Genomic DNA, 16,080 nt, shown 5'->3' with positions numbered 1-16,080 from the left:
GGTGACCTTCGTCTGGANTGCCGGTCTGGAGCATCTCCATCATCTGCACGTCGTCGCCCAGTTGGCTGTTGGGGAAGATATTGACGGTGATGCGGCCGTCGGTGCGCTGGGCAAGGATGTCGGCGAAGTAGCGGCTGGAGAGGTACTGCGGCGAGGTCTCGGCCAGGCCGATGCCCATGCGGATGGTATGGCTGCCGTGATCGTCGAGCACGGCGCCGTCGATGGCGGGCGGATCGGATAGGTCGGGCGTCGCGGCATAGGCAATGCTTGTACCAAGGAATGTGATGCCAGCCATTGCCAAGGTGAGCTTCAAGGGGTAGTGCATGATGCGAGCCTCCATGTGCAGCGCCGCTTGGGTGTTGCGCCCTTCCGCCAGCGACCGCACATTGCGTTATTGTTGTCCAACAGAGCGATTAGCGACATGGTGACATGATCACCATGTCTGGTTAGACTTTCGTACTTATTCTCTATTTGTTCAACATATACTTTTGTATGTATCGACTTTCCCGGGGCAGAGGGCGTAAGGTCGACAACATGAAAGATAATCTGAGTCAACCTTATCCTTATACCCGCCCAGGCGTGGAGCTAGACAATGGCCAAGCCACACCGGATTACCCCTGACCTGCTGCGGTCACGCTACTGGTTCGACAACCCCGAGCATCCGGGGACCACGGCACTGTGCATCGAGCGCTATCTCAACTATGGGCTGACCCTGGAGGAGCTGACCAGCGGCAAGCCGATCATCGGCATCAGTCAGTCCGGCTCCGACCTGACACCCTGCAACCGCCACCACATCGAGCTGGTCAAGCGGGTCAAGGACGGCGTCCGTGCCGCGGGCGGCGTGCCGTTCGAGTTCCCCATGCACCCGATCCACGAGAACGTGCGTCGACCCACCGCGGCCCTCGACCGCAATCTGGCTTACCTGGGATTGGTCGAGGTATTGCACGGCTATCCACTGGATGGCGTGGTGCTCACTACCGGTTGCGACAAGACCACCCCCGCGGCGCTGATGGCGGCGGCCACGGTCAATATCCCGGCTATCGTGTTGTCCGGCGGGCCGATGCTCAACGGCTGGCGCGGCGCCGAGCGGGTCGGTTCGGGCACCATCATCTGGGAGCTGCGCAAGCGCCTGGCTGCCGGTGATATCGACTATGCCGAATTCCTCTCGCGGGCCAGTGATTCGGCGCCTTCCATTGGCCACTGCAACACCATGGGCACCGCCTCGACCATGAACGCCATGGCCGAGGTGCTGGGGATGAGCCTGCCCGGCTCGGCAGTGATTCCGGCGCCTTACAAGGAGCGCGCGATGGTCGCTTTCGATACCGGCACGCGCGTCGTCGAGATGGTCTGGGAGGATCTGCGACCGTTGGATGTCCTGACCCGCGAGGCATTCGAGAATGCCGTTGTTACCTGCTCGGGGCTGGGCGGTTCAAGCAATGCCCCGGTGCATATCAATGCCATTGCCCGCCATGCGGGCGTCGAGCTCACCAATGACGACTGGCAGCGCCTCGGCTACGAGGTGCCGCTGCTGGCTAACGTGATGCCCGCCGGGGCCTATCTCTGCGAAGAGTTCTACCGTGCCGGCGGTGTGCCGGCGGTGCTGCATGAGCTACTGCAGGCCGGCAAGCTCCATGGCGACGTGCTGACCGTCAATGGTCAGACGCTTGCGGCCAACCTGGAAGGTCAAGAGACCCGGGATGCCGAGGTGATACGCCGCTACGCCAATCCGCTCGTGGCATATGCCGGTTTCCTCAACCTCAAGGGCAACCTGTTCGACTCGGCGCTGATGAAGACCAGTGTGATCTCGCCCGACTTCCGGGCGCGTTTTCTCAGCGACCCGGACGATCCCGATGCCTTCGAAGGCAAGGTGGCGGTGTTCGACGGTTCCGAGGACTACCATGCGCGCATCGACGACCCGCAGCTCGGCATCGACGAGCGCACCATCCTGGTGATGCGCGGTGCCGGTCCGGTGGGCCATCCCGGCGGCGCCGAGGTGGTCAACATGCAGCCGCCGGCGGCTCTGCTGCAGCGCGGCATCGAGTCACTGCCATGTCTGGGCGATGGACGCCAGTCGGGGACCTCCGGCTCGCCGTCGATTCTCAACGCGGCGCCGGAAGCGGCCACCGGCGGAGGTCTGGCGCTGCTCGAAGATGGTGATCGGCTACGTGTCGATCTGCAGCGCGGTGAAGTACGCCTGTTGGTGGATGACGTCGAACTCGCAGAACGTCGACAGCGGCTCGAGGACCGCGGCGGCTATATCTATCCGGATCACCAGACCCCCTGGCAGGAAATTCAGCGCAGCATGGTGGAGCCGCTTGATCGCGGCATGACGCTGGAGCCGGCGACCAAGTATCGTGACGTCGCCCGCCGACACCCGCCGAGGGATAATCACTGAAATGAGCCGTTTCAGTGCGTTGTCACATCGACAACAGGGGCTGCTGCTGACCGGCGGCGGGGCGCTGATCATGGCGCCCGATGCGCTGCTGATCAAGGTTGCCGACCTGCCCGATGCGGAGATCCTTATGTGGCGCGGCTTTCTCTCGGCATTGGGGTTTCTGCTGATTGCCCTGGTGCGCTATGGTCGCGGCACACTGGCAGCTTATCGCCGCTGCGGCTGGACCGGTATTGCCGTGGCGCTGCTGTTCAGCCTGACCACCTGTGGCTTCGTGCTGGGCAACCAGTACACCAAGGCGGGCAACGTATTGATGATTCTGGCCGGTGCGCCGCTGATCGCCGCGGGGCTATCCTGGGTGATTCTCAAGGAGCGGTTGCCTCGGCGTACCTGGCTGGCGATCTGGCTGTGCATGGCGGGCATCGCCATGATTGCCCTGGATGACGCAGGTGCCGGCTCTTGGGTGGGCAACGCCTTCGCCTTGATGGCGGCCACCACGCTGGCCATCAATTTCACGCTATGTCGAACCCGACCGGGAATCGACATGAGTCCGATGCTGGTCTTCAACGGTCTCATTGTCGGCAGTGTTGCCGGGCTGTTTTGGCTAGCCGGCAGCGAAACGACGCTGCCGGCGACGAACCAGCTCGCCGTGGTGATCCTGCTTTGCCTGGTCATCGTGCCCTGCGGGGTGACCCTGCTGCAGCGCGGGCCGCTCTATCTGCCTGCCGCCGAAGTGGGCCTGCTCCTATTGCTGGAAGTGGTGGTGGGCACCTTGCTGGCCTGGTGGATTCTCGCCGAGCAGCCGGCGCCGATGGCAATGGTCGGCGGCACCCTGGTGCTTGGCACTCTGTTTGCCAAGGGGCTCTATGAGCGCCGGCTGGAGCTGAGGCTGCGAGCGGGTGTCGAGCCGGCACTGCAGGCGCCGGTAGAGCGGTCGGGTGGGTTATGATATTCAGGAACTGAAACAGGAACTCATCGTCGTGACGTCATCCCTACGCAAGCCACCGGCCCGTGCCAGTATCGCCGAATTCCTCGCCGAGGCGATCTTCGCCGGCCGCTACCAGCCGGGCGACTTCGTGCCCCGGGAGCTCGATCTCTGCGAGCGCTTTGCCATTAACCGCTCGGCAGTACGCAGCGACCTGCGTCAGCTGGTCGATGCCGGTATCATCGAGCGCATTTCCGGTCATGGCTCCAAGGTCCGCGAGTATGCCGAGTGGCACATTCTCGACCCCCAGGTCACCGAGTGGATGGCCCGCTATGCAGCACCCAATCCAGAAATCCAGCGCGAGATACTGGCCTTTCGGCTTGATGTCGAACCCTACGTGGCGATGACCGCAGCGCGACGTGCCAACGCACGCGACCTGGTCGCCATCGAGGAGGCCTTCGAGGGCCTGGGGCAGAATTTACGCAATGCCAGCTGCCCAGAAGAGCGGCGCCTGCACAGCGAATGTGACGTGGCCTTCCACGTGGCGATCTTCAAGGCCACCCACAATATCGTCTGGGCGCAGCTATCGCACATTCTCCGGCCGTCGATCCAGCTATTGGTGACCATGTCCAACGACAATGCGAGTGACCCCGAGGACAGCCTCGAACGCCATCGACAGGTGATGGAGAGCATTCGCATGCGACGGCCGCAGGAAGCGTTTCTAGCCGCCCAGGCAGTGCTCGAAGGTACCGCTGATGCCTTGGGACTCGAGCCTGGCGCCAGCTCGCTGGGCCGGAGTTTCTATCTGCCCTGATTGCCTCAGCTATCTCCGCTGCCGCAACTGCTACAGCTGGCCAAGGTCTGCAGGTCGGTGGCATGTAGGGTCATGGCAATGCCGCCGAGGAAGGTCATGTCCCGGTCCCAGGGACTCGCGATCAGGCGGCTCGGGCCGATGAGCTCCTCGACCAGGGCTTCGTCGATAGCCTCTTCCATTGATGGACGCATGGCCTCGAAGCCACGCACCCCGGATCCGGTGATCAAGACCAGGTCGGGGTTGAACAGGGCGAGAACGTTGGCAATCCCATACCCCAGTGCGCGGCCTGCCTTGCTGTAGATCTGGCTGGCGACAGGGTCACCCGCTATCGCCAACTGATTCAGCGCCTGCATCTGTGCGTCCGATGGGTGGGCGCTATCGCCGGGTGGCAAGGTCAGCATGGCGCGGGCTTCACGATACAGGGCGTAGTCACTGGCATAGGCCTCGATACAGCCGCGCCGGCCGCAGGCACAAAGTGCCCCGCCGGGTTCATACTTGGTGTGGCCGAACTCGGCTGCCGAGCCGTTGGTACCCAGAAAGGGCTTGCCGTCGATGAGCACGGACATGCCGATCCCATAGCCCAGCATGATGACGATCAGATTGGGATAGGCGGCATATTCCGGGTGGCTGGTCAGTGCCCTGGCGATGCAGTTGGCGTCGTTCTCGAGCAGCACCGGGCAGCCAAATGCGGTGGCGAGGCGCTCCGAGATGGGGGCATTGCGAAAGCCCAGGGCCGGCGACCAGATGATGAGTCCACTATTGGGAGATACCACCCCCTGTACGGCCAGGCAAATACCTGCAAGATGTTGGAAGGTATGACAAACATCCGCCCGTATCGCTTCGATCTTCTCTTCCAGAACTGCGCACAACTCGTCAAGGGTCAGGGTCAGTGTCGTGAGAGGGTGGTGCATGCTGTGGCGTATCTGGCCGGTGAAGTCCCCCACCACGATCTGAATCTCGTTGATCGACACCTTCACGCAAATGACGAAGGCAGCATCGGGGTTGAGCTGGATCAGGGTCTTGGGTCGCCCCCTGCCGCCGCTGCGGATCGTCTCGGGAGGCAGTTCGCTGATCAGTCCCTGGCCCAGCAATTCCGCGGTAACCGAGGTGACGGTTGCCGAGCTGATACCGTTCATTGGACCCAGATCCACCCGAGCCATAGGCCCCTTCGTCCGCAACGAGTGGATAACGGCTAACGTATTGTCCTGCCTGGTAGTTTCAATAATCTGAGTGGCCATGAAGGCTGCCGGTCTGTTTAATTTAATAGAAAAAGTATATCAACGTCGCAGCCCTGAAGTCACCGTCTTGCCGCCGCACTTTGCCTCTTTCACACCTGTTCTGGCCTTGTGCACGTCGATGAATGTCAGGGAGACCCATTAAAAAAGGCGTTAAAATACGACTTAAGTGGCATGTGCAGATCTTTATTTTATCGCCTAAAGTAAATGCAGATCACGTGCCTTGTGCTCTGAATAACAATAAAAGGTGACCTCCATGCTACTCCCTACTGCCCGCTATCCCAGCCTTGATGGGCGCGTCGTCTTCGTGACCGGAGGCGGTGGCGGGATTGGTGCCGCCTTGACCCGCGCTTTTCATCGCCAGGGCGCTCGGGTTGCCTTCGTCGATATCGATGATGAGGCCAGCCAGAGGCTGTGTCACGAACTCGAAGCGGAAACGGGCAGGGCACTCCTCTATCGCCACTGTGACATCCGCGATATTGCTGCACTTCAGACAGTGATTCATGAGGTAGGCGAGACGCTGGGTCCCATCCGCACGCTGGTGAATAACGCCGCCAACGATGATCGCCATGACTGGCGCGATGTCAGCGTCGAGTATTGGGATGAGCGAATGTCGCTCAACCTGCGCCCCATGTTCTTCTCTACTCAGGCGGTCGCCGATCAGATGGCGGTGGCTGGCGGTGGTTCGATCATCAATTTCGGCTCGATCAGTGTACGCCTTGCATTGGGTGGTCTTGCCGCCTACGTCACGGCCAAGGCGGCCGTTCACGGTCTGACACGCAGCCTGGCACGTGACCTCGGCGAGAAGGACATTCGTGTCAACACGGTGGTGCCAGGCTGCATCCTGACCCGGCGGCAGCTCGACAAGTGGATCAGCCCCGAGGATGAGTTGCGCATTCTGGAGCATCAGAGCCTGAAAGTGCGCCTTGCGCCGGAGCATGTGGCACCAACGGTACTGTTCCTGGCAGCGGATGATAGCGCTCAGCTGACGGGCCAGGAATTTCCGGTCGATGCGGGGTGGGGCTGATGGATACAGATAACGAGGTGCTGCTCGAGGGGCGGCAGATTTCTCGTTCCTTCGGCGGCAATCAGGTGCTGTTCGATGTTGATCTGATGCTGCGGACGGGTGAGGTCCATGCGCTGCTGGGTGAGAACGGCGCCGGCAAGTCGACGCTGGTGCGTATCCTTGCCGGCTATCTGTCTCCGACATCTGGCGAGGTCGAGATGTCAGGCGAGCCGAGGCGTTACCGCTCCAGCGGGGAGGCGGAGGCCGATGGCGTGGTAATGATCCACCAGGAGCTGGCGTTGGCGGAGCTTTTGACGGTCGAGGAGAACATCTTCCTCGGGCGAGAGATTCGGCGCGGTCCTTTCCTGAATCGCAAGGCGATGCGTAGCCACTGCCGTAAAGCGCTGGCGGAACTCGAGACGAAGGTCGAGCCCACTGCACGGGTCAAGGACCTCAGTACCTCGGACCAGCAGATGGTGGAGATCGCCAAGGCGGTAACACGCGACGTGCGCGTGTTGATCATGGACGAGCCCACCGCCACCTTGACCGAGCATGAGGTGCAGGTGTTGTTTGCCCTAGTGTCTCGCCTCCGCAAGCGCGGGGTGGCGATTCTCTATATCTCTCACAAGCTCCGCGAAATCGAGCAGATTGCAGACCGGGTCACGGTGCTGCGCGACGGCCGGTTGATCGACTCTGGACCCATGAAAAGGCGTAGCAAGGAGGAGCTGGCCCGGCTCATGGTGGGCCGTGAAATCACCGAGATGTACCCGGCTCGCACCCCTGTTCCCGACGATGCTCCCTACGTTTTCGAAGCTCGCGACATCGTCGTGCCCGGTGCGGTGCACTGGGCCAGCTTTGCCTTGCGCAAAGGCGAAGTGCTCGGCTTCGGCGGCGTCGTGGGTGCGGGGCGCACGGCGCTGATCGAATCACTGCTGGGATTGCGTCCGCGCAGTGCGGGGCAGGTTCTACGACACGGCGAACCGGTGACGCTGCGCCACCTGCGCGACGCGGTGCGACACCGCATTGCCTATCTCACGGAGGATCGCAAGGCCAAGGGGCTGGTGCTCAACATGGGGCTACGCCCCAATCTGACCCTGCTCAACCTGCGTGCCTACTGTCATCCGCTGATCGACCGCAAGCAGGAAGCCCAGGCCTTCGAGGAGGCGACGAGCCGCTTCGATATCCGTCTGCGCACCCAGGCGCTTACGGCAGCGGAACTGTCCGGTGGCAACCAGCAGAAGCTGCTGCTGGCCAAGGTCATGTCCGTTGACCCCGAGATCGTCATCATCAACGAGCCGACGCGGGGCATCGATGTCGGGACCAAGCACCAGATCTATCACTTCATCCGCGAACTCACCGATGCCGGTCGCTCCGTCATTCTCATCTCCTCGGAGATGGGTGAGCTGATCGGCCTGTCGCATCGTGTGGCAGTGATGTGTGCCGGTGTCCTCACCGGCATCCTCGAGGGCGAGCAGATCAACGAGCAGGAAATCATGCAGTACGCATCCGGAATCAAGGGGGTAGGGGTGGATGAGCATCGTCGTGCCTGATAGCAAACCGATCAAGCGGGGAAGCATCCCCCTGGACCTGAAGACGTGGGGCCCCTTCGTGGCGCTGATCGCGCTCGCATTGCTGGGCGCCCTGATCAATCCCGCCTTTCTGGGGTTGGATAATCTCTCGAACATGCTGACGCGCAGTGCCTTCATCGGCATCATCGCGATCGGTGCCACCTTCGTCATTACCGCCGGGGGGCTCGATCTCTCGGTGGGGTCGATGGCGGCCTTCATCGCCGGGGTGATGATCATCCTGATGAACAGCCTGGTGGAGCAGTTCGGCCCCGGCCTCACCACCGTGCTGCTGGGCGTGGGGGCCTCGCTGATCCTGGGCCTGTGCGCCGGCTTCATCAACGGGATGGTGACCACCAAGGGCAAGATCGAGGCCTTTATCGTCACCCTCGGCACCATGGGCATCTATCGCTCGCTGGTGACCTACCTCGCCGACGGCGGCACCCTGTCGCTGGACTGGGGCGTGCGCGACATCTACCGGCCGGTCTATTACGGCCACCTGATGGGCATCCCGATTCCGGTACTGGTGTTCCTGCTGGTGGCGGTGGCCGGCTATATCCTGCTCAACCATACCCGTTTCGGCCGCTACTGCTTCGCCATCGGCTCCAACGAGAAGGTGGCCGAGTACAGCGCCATCCATGTCGATCGCATCAAGACCATGACCTACATGCTGCAAGGCGTATGCGTGGCGCTGGCGACCATCATCTACGTGCCGCGGTTGGGCTCGGCGTCGGGGGCCACCGGGGTGCTCTGGGAACTCGAGGCGATTGCCGCGGTGATCATCGGCGGCACCATGCTCAAGGGCGGCCATGGACGCATCTGGGGAACGGTGGTGGGAGCGATCATGCTCACCATGATCGGCAACATTCTCAATCTGACGGATGCCATTTCCAATTATCTCAACGGCACGGTGCAGGGGATCATCATTATCGTCGCGGTGTACCTGCAGCGCGCTTCGTGGAGGAAGACGGGGACCTGAACAGGTCTACACATGCATTAACCAATAACGCGTCAAGCACTAACCAATAACAACCAAGGTAGGAAAGGAGCGTCACCATGCGAACCATAAAGACAACATTCGCTGCGTTAGCCACCGCTGCCGTGATGGCAACACCGACCGTCGCCATCGCCGCGGACTACACCATCGGGGTGTCGATACCGGCTGCCACCCACGGCTGGACCGGTGGGGTGAACTTCCACGCCGAACAGGCCAAGCAGCGCCTGGAGGCGGCACATCCCAACATTGCCATTACCATCTCCACCGCCAGCAATCCGGGCGAACAGGCCAACGACCTGGAGGATCTGGTCTCGCAGCGCAATATCGATGCGCTGGTGGTGCTGCCCTTCGAGTCCGGGCCGCTGACCGACCCGGTGCGGCGGGTCAAGGATGCCGGGGTGTTCGTCACCGTGGTCGACCGCGGCCTCGAGCAGGAGGGCATCGAAGACCTCTACGTTGCCGGCAACAACCACGAGATGGGCCGCGTCTCCGGCGAGTACATTCGTGACCGGCTCGACGGCCAGGGCGATATCGTGGTGCTGCGCGGGATTCCCACGGTGATCGACGACGAACGCGTGCAAGGCTTCCAGGAAGCCATCGAAGGCTCCGAGATCAATATCCTCGACATGCAGCACGCCAACTGGAACCGCGACGATGGCTTCGAGGTGATGCAGGACTACCTGGCTCGCTTCGACCGCATTGATGCGGTGTGGGCCCAGGATGACGATATCGCCCTCGGGGTGATCGAGGCGGTGCGTCAGGCCGAGCGCGAGGACGAGCTGTTCATCGTCGGCGGGGCCGGCATGAAGGACATCATCAAGCGCGTCATGGAGGGCGACGAGCTGGTGCCGGTGGACGTGCTCTATCCGCCGGCGATGATCGCCACCGCCATGGACCTCACCGTCCAGCACTTCACCTCCAACGGCCCGGTGACCGGGCAGTACATCCTCGGCTCCCCGCTGATCACCCAGGAGAACGCCGAGCAGTACTACTTCCCCGATTCACCGTTCTGATCGATCCCAGCGGGCGGGCGCCGCAGCGCTCGCCCGCGTCTATCTGCCCGAGAACCCATCGGAGAGCCCACTATGCAAACCATCAAAGGGCCGGCGATCTTCCTCGCTCAGTTTGCCGGTGACGACGCCCCCTTCAATAGCCTGGACAGCATCGCCCGCTGGGCGGCGGGGGTAGGCTACGAAGGCGTGCAGATTCCCAGCTGGGACGCGCGCCTGATCGATCTGAAACGCGCCGCCGAGAGCCAGACCTACTGCGATGAGATCAAGGGCACCCTGGCCGAGCACGGCCTGGCACTGACCGAACTCTCGACCCACCTCCAGGGCCAGCTGGTGGCCGTGCACCCCGCCTACGACGAGATGTTCGACGGCTTCGCCGTACCCGAGGTGAGAGGCAACCCCAAGGCCCGCCAGGCGTGGGCGGTGGAGCAGCTGATGCTGGCCGCCAGGGCCTCGAAGAACCTGGGCCTGACGGATCACGGCACCTTCTCCGGCGCGCTGGCCTGGCCCTATGTCTATCCGTGGCCCCAGCGCCCGGCGGGGCTGATCGACGCCGCCTTCGACGAGCTGGCCAAGCGATGGCGGCCGATCCTCGACGCCTTCGACGAGGCCGGGGTCAACCTCTGCTACGAGATCCATCCCGGCGAGGACCTGCACGACGGTGTTACCTTCGAGATGTTTCTCGAGCGGGTCGGCCATCACCCGCGCTGCCATATTCTCTACGATCCCAGCCACCTGATCCTGCAGCAGCTCGACTACCTGGGCTTCCTGGATGTCTACCGCGACCACATCCAGATGTTTCACGTCAAGGACGCCGAGTTCAATCCCAGCCCCAAGCAGGGCGTCTACTCCGGCTACCAGTCCTGGACCGAGCGCGCCGGGCGCTTCCGCTCGCTGGGCGACGGCCAGGTCGACTTCAAGTCGATGTTCTCGTGGATGGCCGCCAACGACTACCACGGCTGGGCGGTGCTGGAGTGGGAGTGTTGCCTCAAGCATCCGGAGGTCGGCGCCCGCGAAGGAGCCACCTTCATTCGCGACCATATCATCCAGGTAACCGAGCGGGCCTTCGACGACTTCGCTGACGCCGGCGTCGATGAGGCGACCAACCGCCGCCTGCTGGGCCTCGACTGAAGGATACAACGACATGAGCCAACAACAGGATACGTCCCGCCGGCTGCGCCTGGGCATGGTCGGTGGCGGCCAGGGCGCCTTCATTGGCGGCGTACACCGCATGGCGGCAAGGCTCGATGACCACTACGAGCTGGTCGCCGGTGCCTTCGCCTCCGATGCCGATCGCAGCCGCGCCTCTGCAGCGGAACTGCACGTGGCGCCGGATCGCGCCTATCCGGACTACCGCGCCATGGCCGAGGCGGAAAGCCAGCGTGACGATGGCATCGATGTCGTGGCCATCGTCACGCCCAATCACTTGCATTTCGAGGTGGCCAAGACCTTTCTAGAGGCAGGGATACACGTCATCTGTGACAAGCCGATGACCACGACCCTGGAGGAAGCCCGGGCGCTGTCGGAACTGGTCGAACGCAGCGGTCGGTTCTTTGGCCTGACGCACAATTACACCGGCTACTCGCTGGTGCGCCAGGCTCGTGAGATGGTGGCCAATGGCGAGCTGGGCGAGCTGCGCGTGATTCAGGTCGAGTATCCCCAGGACTGGCTCTCCACGCCCCTGGAGGATAGCGGCGTCAAGCAGGCCGAGTGGCGAACGGATCCCAAGCGCAGCGGCCCGGCCGGGTGTCTGGGGGATATCGGAACCCATGCCTATAATCTGGTGCGCTTCGTCACCGGGCTGGAACCCCAGGCCCTGGCCGCGGATCTGCACACCTTCGTGGAGGGGCGCGCGCTGGACGATAACGTCCACATGATGCTGCGCTTCAAGGGCGGCGCCCGCGGCATGCTGTGGTCGAGCCAAGTCTCCCCGGGCAATGAGAACGGTCTGCGGCTGCGCGTCTACGGCAGTCGCGGGGGGCTTGAGTGGTGCCAGGAGGAGCCCAATCGGCTGGTGCATTCGCCGCTGGGCGAGCCGCCTCGAACACTGACCCGAAACGGTCCCGATCTGGGGGCCGCGGCGCTGGGCGCGGCACGCATTCCACCGGGGCATCCCGAGGGCTACCTGGAGGCGTTCGCACAGCTCTACAGTGACTTCGCCGAGCAGATTCGGGCGCGCGCGAGCGGTCGGGAACCGGAGGCGCTGGCAACCGGTACTCCGGGGGTGGCCGACGGTGTCGACGGGCTGGTGTTCATCACCCGTGCGCTGGAGTCTTCCTCGGCAGGGGGTGCCTGGATGGACTTCTAGGATGGCCATTCGGCTCGACAATGGCCAACTGCGGCTGGTAGTGGCGCCTGAGCTGGGAGGGTGCGTGGTGCGTTTCGACGCCCTGACAGCGGCCGGCCCATTGCCGCTGTTCCGCCCCGGGAGCGAGACAGACGATGACCCCAACAAGATGGGCCTCTACCCGCTGCTGCCCTGGTCCAATCGTATCTCCGACGGTGGCTTCGACTGGCGGGGGCGACACTATTCACTCGTAGCCAACCTGGCGGGGGAGCCGTTGCCGATCCACGGTGATGGCTGGCAGCAGGCCTGGCAAGTCGAGCACCAGGGACAGACAGAGCTGAGACTAGGCCTTTGCTCGTCCTGGCAGCCTCCCTTCGACTATCGTGCGGTACTCATGTATCGCCTGGAGGAGGGAAGCCTGACGGTTGAACTGATGCTGACTCATCTTGGTGATATCCCCGCCCCTTATGGCCTGGGCTTGCATCCCTGGTTTCCACGTAGCGCCGACGTGCGCCTCGAGGCGCCGGTCGACGGCGTCTGGGAGGTCGATGCCGAGCAGTTGCCGACGCGCTGGCGCCGCATGGAGGCGGACGATTCCTGGAATTTCGCCGTGGCAGCTTCGCTCCCCGCAGGCCGGATCGACAACCTCTTTACCGGCTGGAACGGGCAAGCGCTGCTCAGCTGGCCCGAGCGCGGCATAGCCCTCGACGTCACTACGCTGCCCAACCTGTCGCGCTACCTCCTCTTCTCGCCGGGGGAGAACGCCGACTTCTTCTGCTTCGAGCCGGTAAGTCACGACGTCGATGCCCATCACTTCCCAGACCCCACGGCCCAGGGGTTGGTGGAGCTGCAGCGAGGCCAGAGCCTGAGGCAGCAGTGGCGCTTCTGGCTGTCTGAAGCGACTCGATGATGGCTCGGTCGATGATACCGCAAATCACACAAGGGATGACGGCATGCAGGATAACGCGATGACGGTAGCGGTGGAGCTCGACATGAGCCTGGGCGAGAGCCCGGTGTGGTCGGTGGCACGCCAGACCCTCTACTGGGTCGACATCAACAACGGCCATGTCTACGCTTGGCGACCCCAGGATGAGGCTGCACCGACTCGCACCGAGCTTGACGATAAAGTGGGCTGCGTGGCGATTGCCGACTCGGGGCTGGTGGCTGCCGCCACGTCGGGCATCCTGCGCCTGGCCGAGGATGGCGAGCCCCAGCGACTGGCCGACAATCCCGAGTGGAAGAAAGGTCCGGCAAAAGGGGGGCAGGCAGGACGGGGCAACCGCTTCAATGACGGCCGCTGCGATGCCGCAGGACGCCTGTGGGTAGGCACCATAGATGTCGATGAGGTGAGCCCCACTGCGGCGCTCTACTGCCTCGAGCGAGGTGAACTGACGCGGCGACTGACGGGTATCGGCATATCCAACGGGCTCGCCTTCAGCCCCGACCGGCGCTGGCTCTACCATACCGACTCGCTGACTCGGCGAATCCTGCGCTACCCCTTCGATGTCGACACCGGCACGCTGGGGGAGGGAGAGACTTGGGTCGACCTGGAGGCGCTGGGGTTGCCCGGTGTGCCCGATGGTGCGGCAGTGGACAGCGACGGGTGCTACTGGAGTGCGCTCTACGGCGGCGGTCGCATCGTGCGCTTCTCGCCCGAAGGCGAACTGCTGGCGGAGCATGAGGTACCTTGTCCGCATCCCACCATGGTGACCTTCGGCGGGCCTGACCTGCGTACGCTCTACATCACCACTGCCACCCAGCACCTGGATGCCGAGGGCAAGGCGCGCTGGCCCCTGGCAGGCAGCCTGTTGCAGATGAAGACTGAGGTCACGGGGCTTGCCGAGCCCAGCTTCGGAGCCTAGCGTACCCGGCGAGCTCTTGCGTTCCTGCCCAGGTCGCTGAAGGCGGTCTCCAGCTCCTCGACGCTGGCGACGCCCCGTATCACCTCCGTACGCTCCCCGTGCCTGTTGAACAGCACGATGGTGACGTGGTCGACCAGTTGCTCACCGGCGAATCGACGTCCCTGTGTCGTGTTGATATCCACGATGCGCCAGGCCGGTGGTCGCTCGGTATTGCTCAGTGCCTGCTCGGCGTTATCGCGTAGGCGGCGGCACTCCGGGCAGCCTCGATCAAAGACCTGCACCGCTACCGGTGAGCCGCTACCGATCACGCTCAGGTCGGCCAGCGCGCGGGCTTCTCGCTCCTCGAGAACGAGCCAGGTCACCGGTACGGCAAGGATGGCCAGAGCGATCAGGATGCCACGCACTATGCGTCGAGGGCGAAAGCGTCTTGGTGCCTTCCCGACGCGGGAGGGCGGTTTCCGTGAGGAGGCTGTTGGCCTGTGACGCTTGTGCTTGCTCTTTGGCATAGTGGTGGCTCTTGGAAGCAAGTGAGACTTGAAATCCATCATGTCTAGCGGGATCGCTCACGCTCAGATCCGCTGGGCCTGCAGTTGCCTGCCCAACGCCCACATGAACTCGCTGCCTGCTTCGAGTTGTTCGCTTTCGATATACTCGTCGGGCTGGTGGGCCTGGGCGATGCTGCCGGGACCGCAGATCACGGTAGGCAGTCCCACGCGCTGGAACTGACCAGCCTCGGTGGCGTAGGCCACGGCGCCGCTGGGCCGTTCCCCGAGCAGTTCGCAGCACAGGGCGAGTACCTCGGCGTTGTTGTCGTCGGCCAGCGCCGGCACCGTGACGTTGAGCGCCTCTGTGACAATGCGCGTCTCGGGAGCCCTGGCCTGCATTTCGGCTTCTAGCTCGGCGGCGTAGTCGTTCACGCGCCCGACCAGTTCCTCGAAGCGGTCCTGCGGCAGGTGGCGGATTTCCCACTCGAAGGTACATTCGCGGGCCATGATGTTGATTGCGGTGCCGCCAGCGATTTTGCCCACGTGCAGGCTGGAGTGTACGACGTTGAAGGCCTCGTCCACGCGCCCCTCTGCACGCAGCTCGGCCATCACGTCCTCTATCTTCGTCACCAGCCGGGCAGCCACATGGATTGCCGAGACACCCTGGTTGACCTGGCTGGAGTGAGAGGCACGGCCGGTCACGGTGGTGCGCAGGTTGGTGGCTCCCTTGTGGGCTACCACCGGCTGCATCAGGGTCGGCTCGCCGACGATTACCGCTGAGGGGCGTGGGTGGTCGGCCATCAGGCGTTCGATCATGCGCGGGGCGCCAATACAACCGACCTCCTCGTCATAGGAGAAGGCCAGGTAGATCGGCTTCGTGAGGTCCTGCCGTACCCAGTTCGGTACCTCGGCCAGTGCGCAGGCAATGAACCCCTTCATGTCGCAGGTGCCACGTCCGTAGAGCCGGCCGTCCCCCTTGTCGACCAGTTCGAACGGATCGGTAGACCACGGTTGCCCGTCCACCGGCACCACGTCGGTATGCCCCGATAGCACCACACCGCCTTCCACTGCCGGACCGATGCGCGCCAGCAGGTTTGCCTTGCTGCCGTCATCGTTAACGATCCGCCAGTGCTCGATACCGTATTCGTCGAGATAGGTTTCAACGAAACCGATCAAGTCGAGATTGGATTCGCGGGAAACGGTGGCAAAGCCCACCAGGCGTTCGAGCAGCTCGGCCGCTGTCATGAGGCTCTCCTCTCCTTGTATTACCGTTAGCCTACCACGCTCGCGATTAGCGGACAGGCTAACGCTCGTGGCTGGGTGCCAATGATGTCTACTCTTCCGAGCCAATCAGGAGGCTCCTCTCAAAAACTATTTAATTTCATGATGTCATTGAAAATGACTATTGTTCGGTTGGTGAAAATCCAATTCCGTACCATCTGATAAAGCTGTTATACCTATCCTTACATTAAGGAAAGGCAAAGTACCTGCCTCGCAGACCG

Annotated in this window: 14 protein-coding genes and 1 pseudogene; 11 read left to right on the top strand and 4 right to left on the bottom strand. The window is 63.0% G+C overall.

Going from position 1 to position 16,080, the window contains the following annotated elements; all coding sequences use genetic code 11:
• Positions 1-10: 10 nt before the first annotated feature.
• Positions 11-325 (bottom strand): annotated as a pseudogene (locus LOKO_RS18895) (TRAP transporter substrate-binding protein); the annotation flags it as partial.
• 267 nt (positions 326-592) lie between these two features.
• On the opposite strand from LOKO_RS18895, the gene LOKO_RS12000 reads away from it, so the two are divergent.
• Genes LOKO_RS12000 through LOKO_RS11990 form a run of 3 tightly spaced genes read left to right on the top strand, consistent with a single transcriptional unit; the run spans position 593 to position 4,131 of the window.
• Entirely contained in the window at positions 593-2,395 is a 1,803-nt protein-coding gene (locus LOKO_RS12000; protein WP_066449488.1) for an IlvD/Edd family dehydratase, read from the top strand.
• A gap of 1 nt (position 2,396) precedes the next feature.
• Positions 2,397-3,341, top strand: coding sequence for a DMT family transporter (locus tag LOKO_RS11995; protein WP_066449486.1), 945 nt, complete (start codon positions 2,397-2,399; stop codon positions 3,339-3,341).
• A 31-nt stretch (positions 3,342-3,372) separates the two neighbouring features.
• Positions 3,373-4,131: a FadR/GntR family transcriptional regulator gene (locus LOKO_RS11990; protein WP_066452338.1), complete on the top strand. Its 759-nt coding sequence runs from the start codon at positions 3,373-3,375 to the stop codon at positions 4,129-4,131.
• Positions 4,132-4,136: 5 nt separating this feature from the next.
• On the opposite strand, the gene LOKO_RS11985 is transcribed toward LOKO_RS11990, so the two are convergent.
• Positions 4,137-5,267, bottom strand: coding sequence for an ROK family protein (locus tag LOKO_RS11985; protein ID WP_235588857.1), 1,131 nt, complete (start codon positions 5,265-5,267; stop codon positions 4,137-4,139).
• Positions 5,268-5,622: 355 nt separating this feature from the next.
• Between LOKO_RS11985 and LOKO_RS11980 the strand changes: the two genes are divergently transcribed.
• The 8 genes from LOKO_RS11980 to LOKO_RS11945 all read left to right on the top strand — a co-directional run bounded on the left by LOKO_RS11980 (position 5,623) and on the right by LOKO_RS11945 (position 14,093).
• On the top strand, positions 5,623-6,393 hold the full coding sequence (locus LOKO_RS11980) for an SDR family NAD(P)-dependent oxidoreductase (RefSeq protein ID WP_066449482.1): 771 nt from the start codon (positions 5,623-5,625) through the stop codon (positions 6,391-6,393).
• Positions 6,393-7,922 (top strand): sugar ABC transporter ATP-binding protein, encoded by a 1,530-nt coding sequence (locus tag LOKO_RS11975; RefSeq protein WP_066449479.1) that lies wholly within the window; start codon positions 6,393-6,395, stop codon positions 7,920-7,922. The genes LOKO_RS11980 and LOKO_RS11975 overlap by 1 nt, the downstream gene beginning before the upstream one ends.
• Positions 7,915-8,916, top strand: coding sequence for an ABC transporter permease (locus LOKO_RS11970; protein WP_235588856.1), 1,002 nt, complete (start codon positions 7,915-7,917; stop codon positions 8,914-8,916). Before LOKO_RS11975 ends, LOKO_RS11970 begins: the two co-directional genes overlap by 8 nt.
• 77 nt (positions 8,917-8,993) lie before the next feature.
• Positions 8,994-9,947 (top strand): ABC transporter substrate-binding protein, encoded by a 954-nt coding sequence (locus LOKO_RS11965; protein WP_066449473.1) that lies wholly within the window; start codon positions 8,994-8,996, stop codon positions 9,945-9,947.
• 72 nt (positions 9,948-10,019) lie between these two features.
• Complete coding sequence (locus tag LOKO_RS11960) at positions 10,020-11,075, top strand: sugar phosphate isomerase/epimerase family protein (RefSeq protein ID WP_066449470.1); 1,056 nt, start codon at positions 10,020-10,022, stop codon at positions 11,073-11,075.
• A gap of 13 nt (positions 11,076-11,088) precedes the next feature.
• Positions 11,089-12,252, top strand: a complete 1,164-nt coding sequence (locus tag LOKO_RS11955; protein WP_066449467.1) for a Gfo/Idh/MocA family protein — start codon at positions 11,089-11,091, stop codon at positions 12,250-12,252.
• Between the two features lies 1 nt (position 12,253).
• Complete coding sequence (locus LOKO_RS11950) at positions 12,254-13,141, top strand: aldose 1-epimerase (RefSeq protein ID WP_066449465.1); 888 nt, start codon at positions 12,254-12,256, stop codon at positions 13,139-13,141.
• A gap of 43 nt (positions 13,142-13,184) precedes the next feature.
• Positions 13,185-14,093 carry an SMP-30/gluconolactonase/LRE family protein gene (locus LOKO_RS11945; protein ID WP_066449463.1) on the top strand — a complete coding sequence of 303 codons (909 nt, stop codon included), beginning with the start codon at positions 13,185-13,187 and terminating at the stop codon, positions 14,091-14,093.
• Here LOKO_RS11945 and LOKO_RS11940 read toward each other — a convergent pair.
• Both LOKO_RS11940 and argE read right to left on the bottom strand, forming a co-directional pair.
• Entirely contained in the window at positions 14,090-14,497 is a 408-nt protein-coding gene (locus LOKO_RS11940) for a YbbN family protein (RefSeq protein WP_066449460.1), read from the bottom strand. The two genes, LOKO_RS11945 and LOKO_RS11940, sit on opposite strands and share 4 nt — an antisense overlap.
• A gap of 165 nt (positions 14,498-14,662) precedes the next feature.
• Entirely contained in the window at positions 14,663-15,823 is a 1,161-nt protein-coding gene (gene argE / locus LOKO_RS11935; protein ID WP_066449457.1) for an acetylornithine deacetylase, read from the bottom strand.
• Between the last annotated feature and the right edge of the window lie 257 nt (positions 15,824-16,080).

It is taken from the genome of Halomonas chromatireducens, assembly GCF_001545155.1.
Taxonomy (GTDB): domain Bacteria; phylum Pseudomonadota; class Gammaproteobacteria; order Pseudomonadales; family Halomonadaceae; genus Halomonas; species Halomonas chromatireducens.
Note: the sequence above shows the minus strand (reverse complement) of the source record. Positions and strands in the feature narration are given on the sequence as shown.

Coding starts and splice junctions, on each gene's coding strand:
- LOKO_RS11995 (WP_066449486.1), top strand. CDS start 2,397: ATGAGCCGTTTCAGTGCGTTGTCACATCGACAACAGGGGCTGCTGCTG.
- LOKO_RS11960 (WP_066449470.1), top strand. CDS start 10,020: ATGCAAACCATCAAAGGGCCGGCGATCTTCCTCGCTCAGTTTGCCGGT.
- LOKO_RS11950 (WP_066449465.1), top strand. CDS start 12,254: ATGGCCATTCGGCTCGACAATGGCCAACTGCGGCTGGTAGTGGCGCCT.
- argE (WP_066449457.1), bottom strand. CDS start 15,823: ATGACAGCGGCCGAGCTGCTCGAACGCCTGGTGGGCTTTGCCACCGTT.
- LOKO_RS11945 (WP_066449463.1), top strand. CDS start 13,185: ATGCAGGATAACGCGATGACGGTAGCGGTGGAGCTCGACATGAGCCTG.
- LOKO_RS11955 (WP_066449467.1), top strand. CDS start 11,089: ATGAGCCAACAACAGGATACGTCCCGCCGGCTGCGCCTGGGCATGGTC.
- LOKO_RS11975 (WP_066449479.1), top strand. CDS start 6,393: ATGGATACAGATAACGAGGTGCTGCTCGAGGGGCGGCAGATTTCTCGT.
- LOKO_RS12000 (WP_066449488.1), top strand. CDS start 593: ATGGCCAAGCCACACCGGATTACCCCTGACCTGCTGCGGTCACGCTAC.
- LOKO_RS11980 (WP_066449482.1), top strand. CDS start 5,623: ATGCTACTCCCTACTGCCCGCTATCCCAGCCTTGATGGGCGCGTCGTC.
- LOKO_RS11985 (WP_235588857.1), bottom strand. CDS start 5,267: ATGAACGGTATCAGCTCGGCAACCGTCACCTCGGTTACCGCGGAATTG.
- LOKO_RS11965 (WP_066449473.1), top strand. CDS start 8,994: ATGCGAACCATAAAGACAACATTCGCTGCGTTAGCCACCGCTGCCGTG.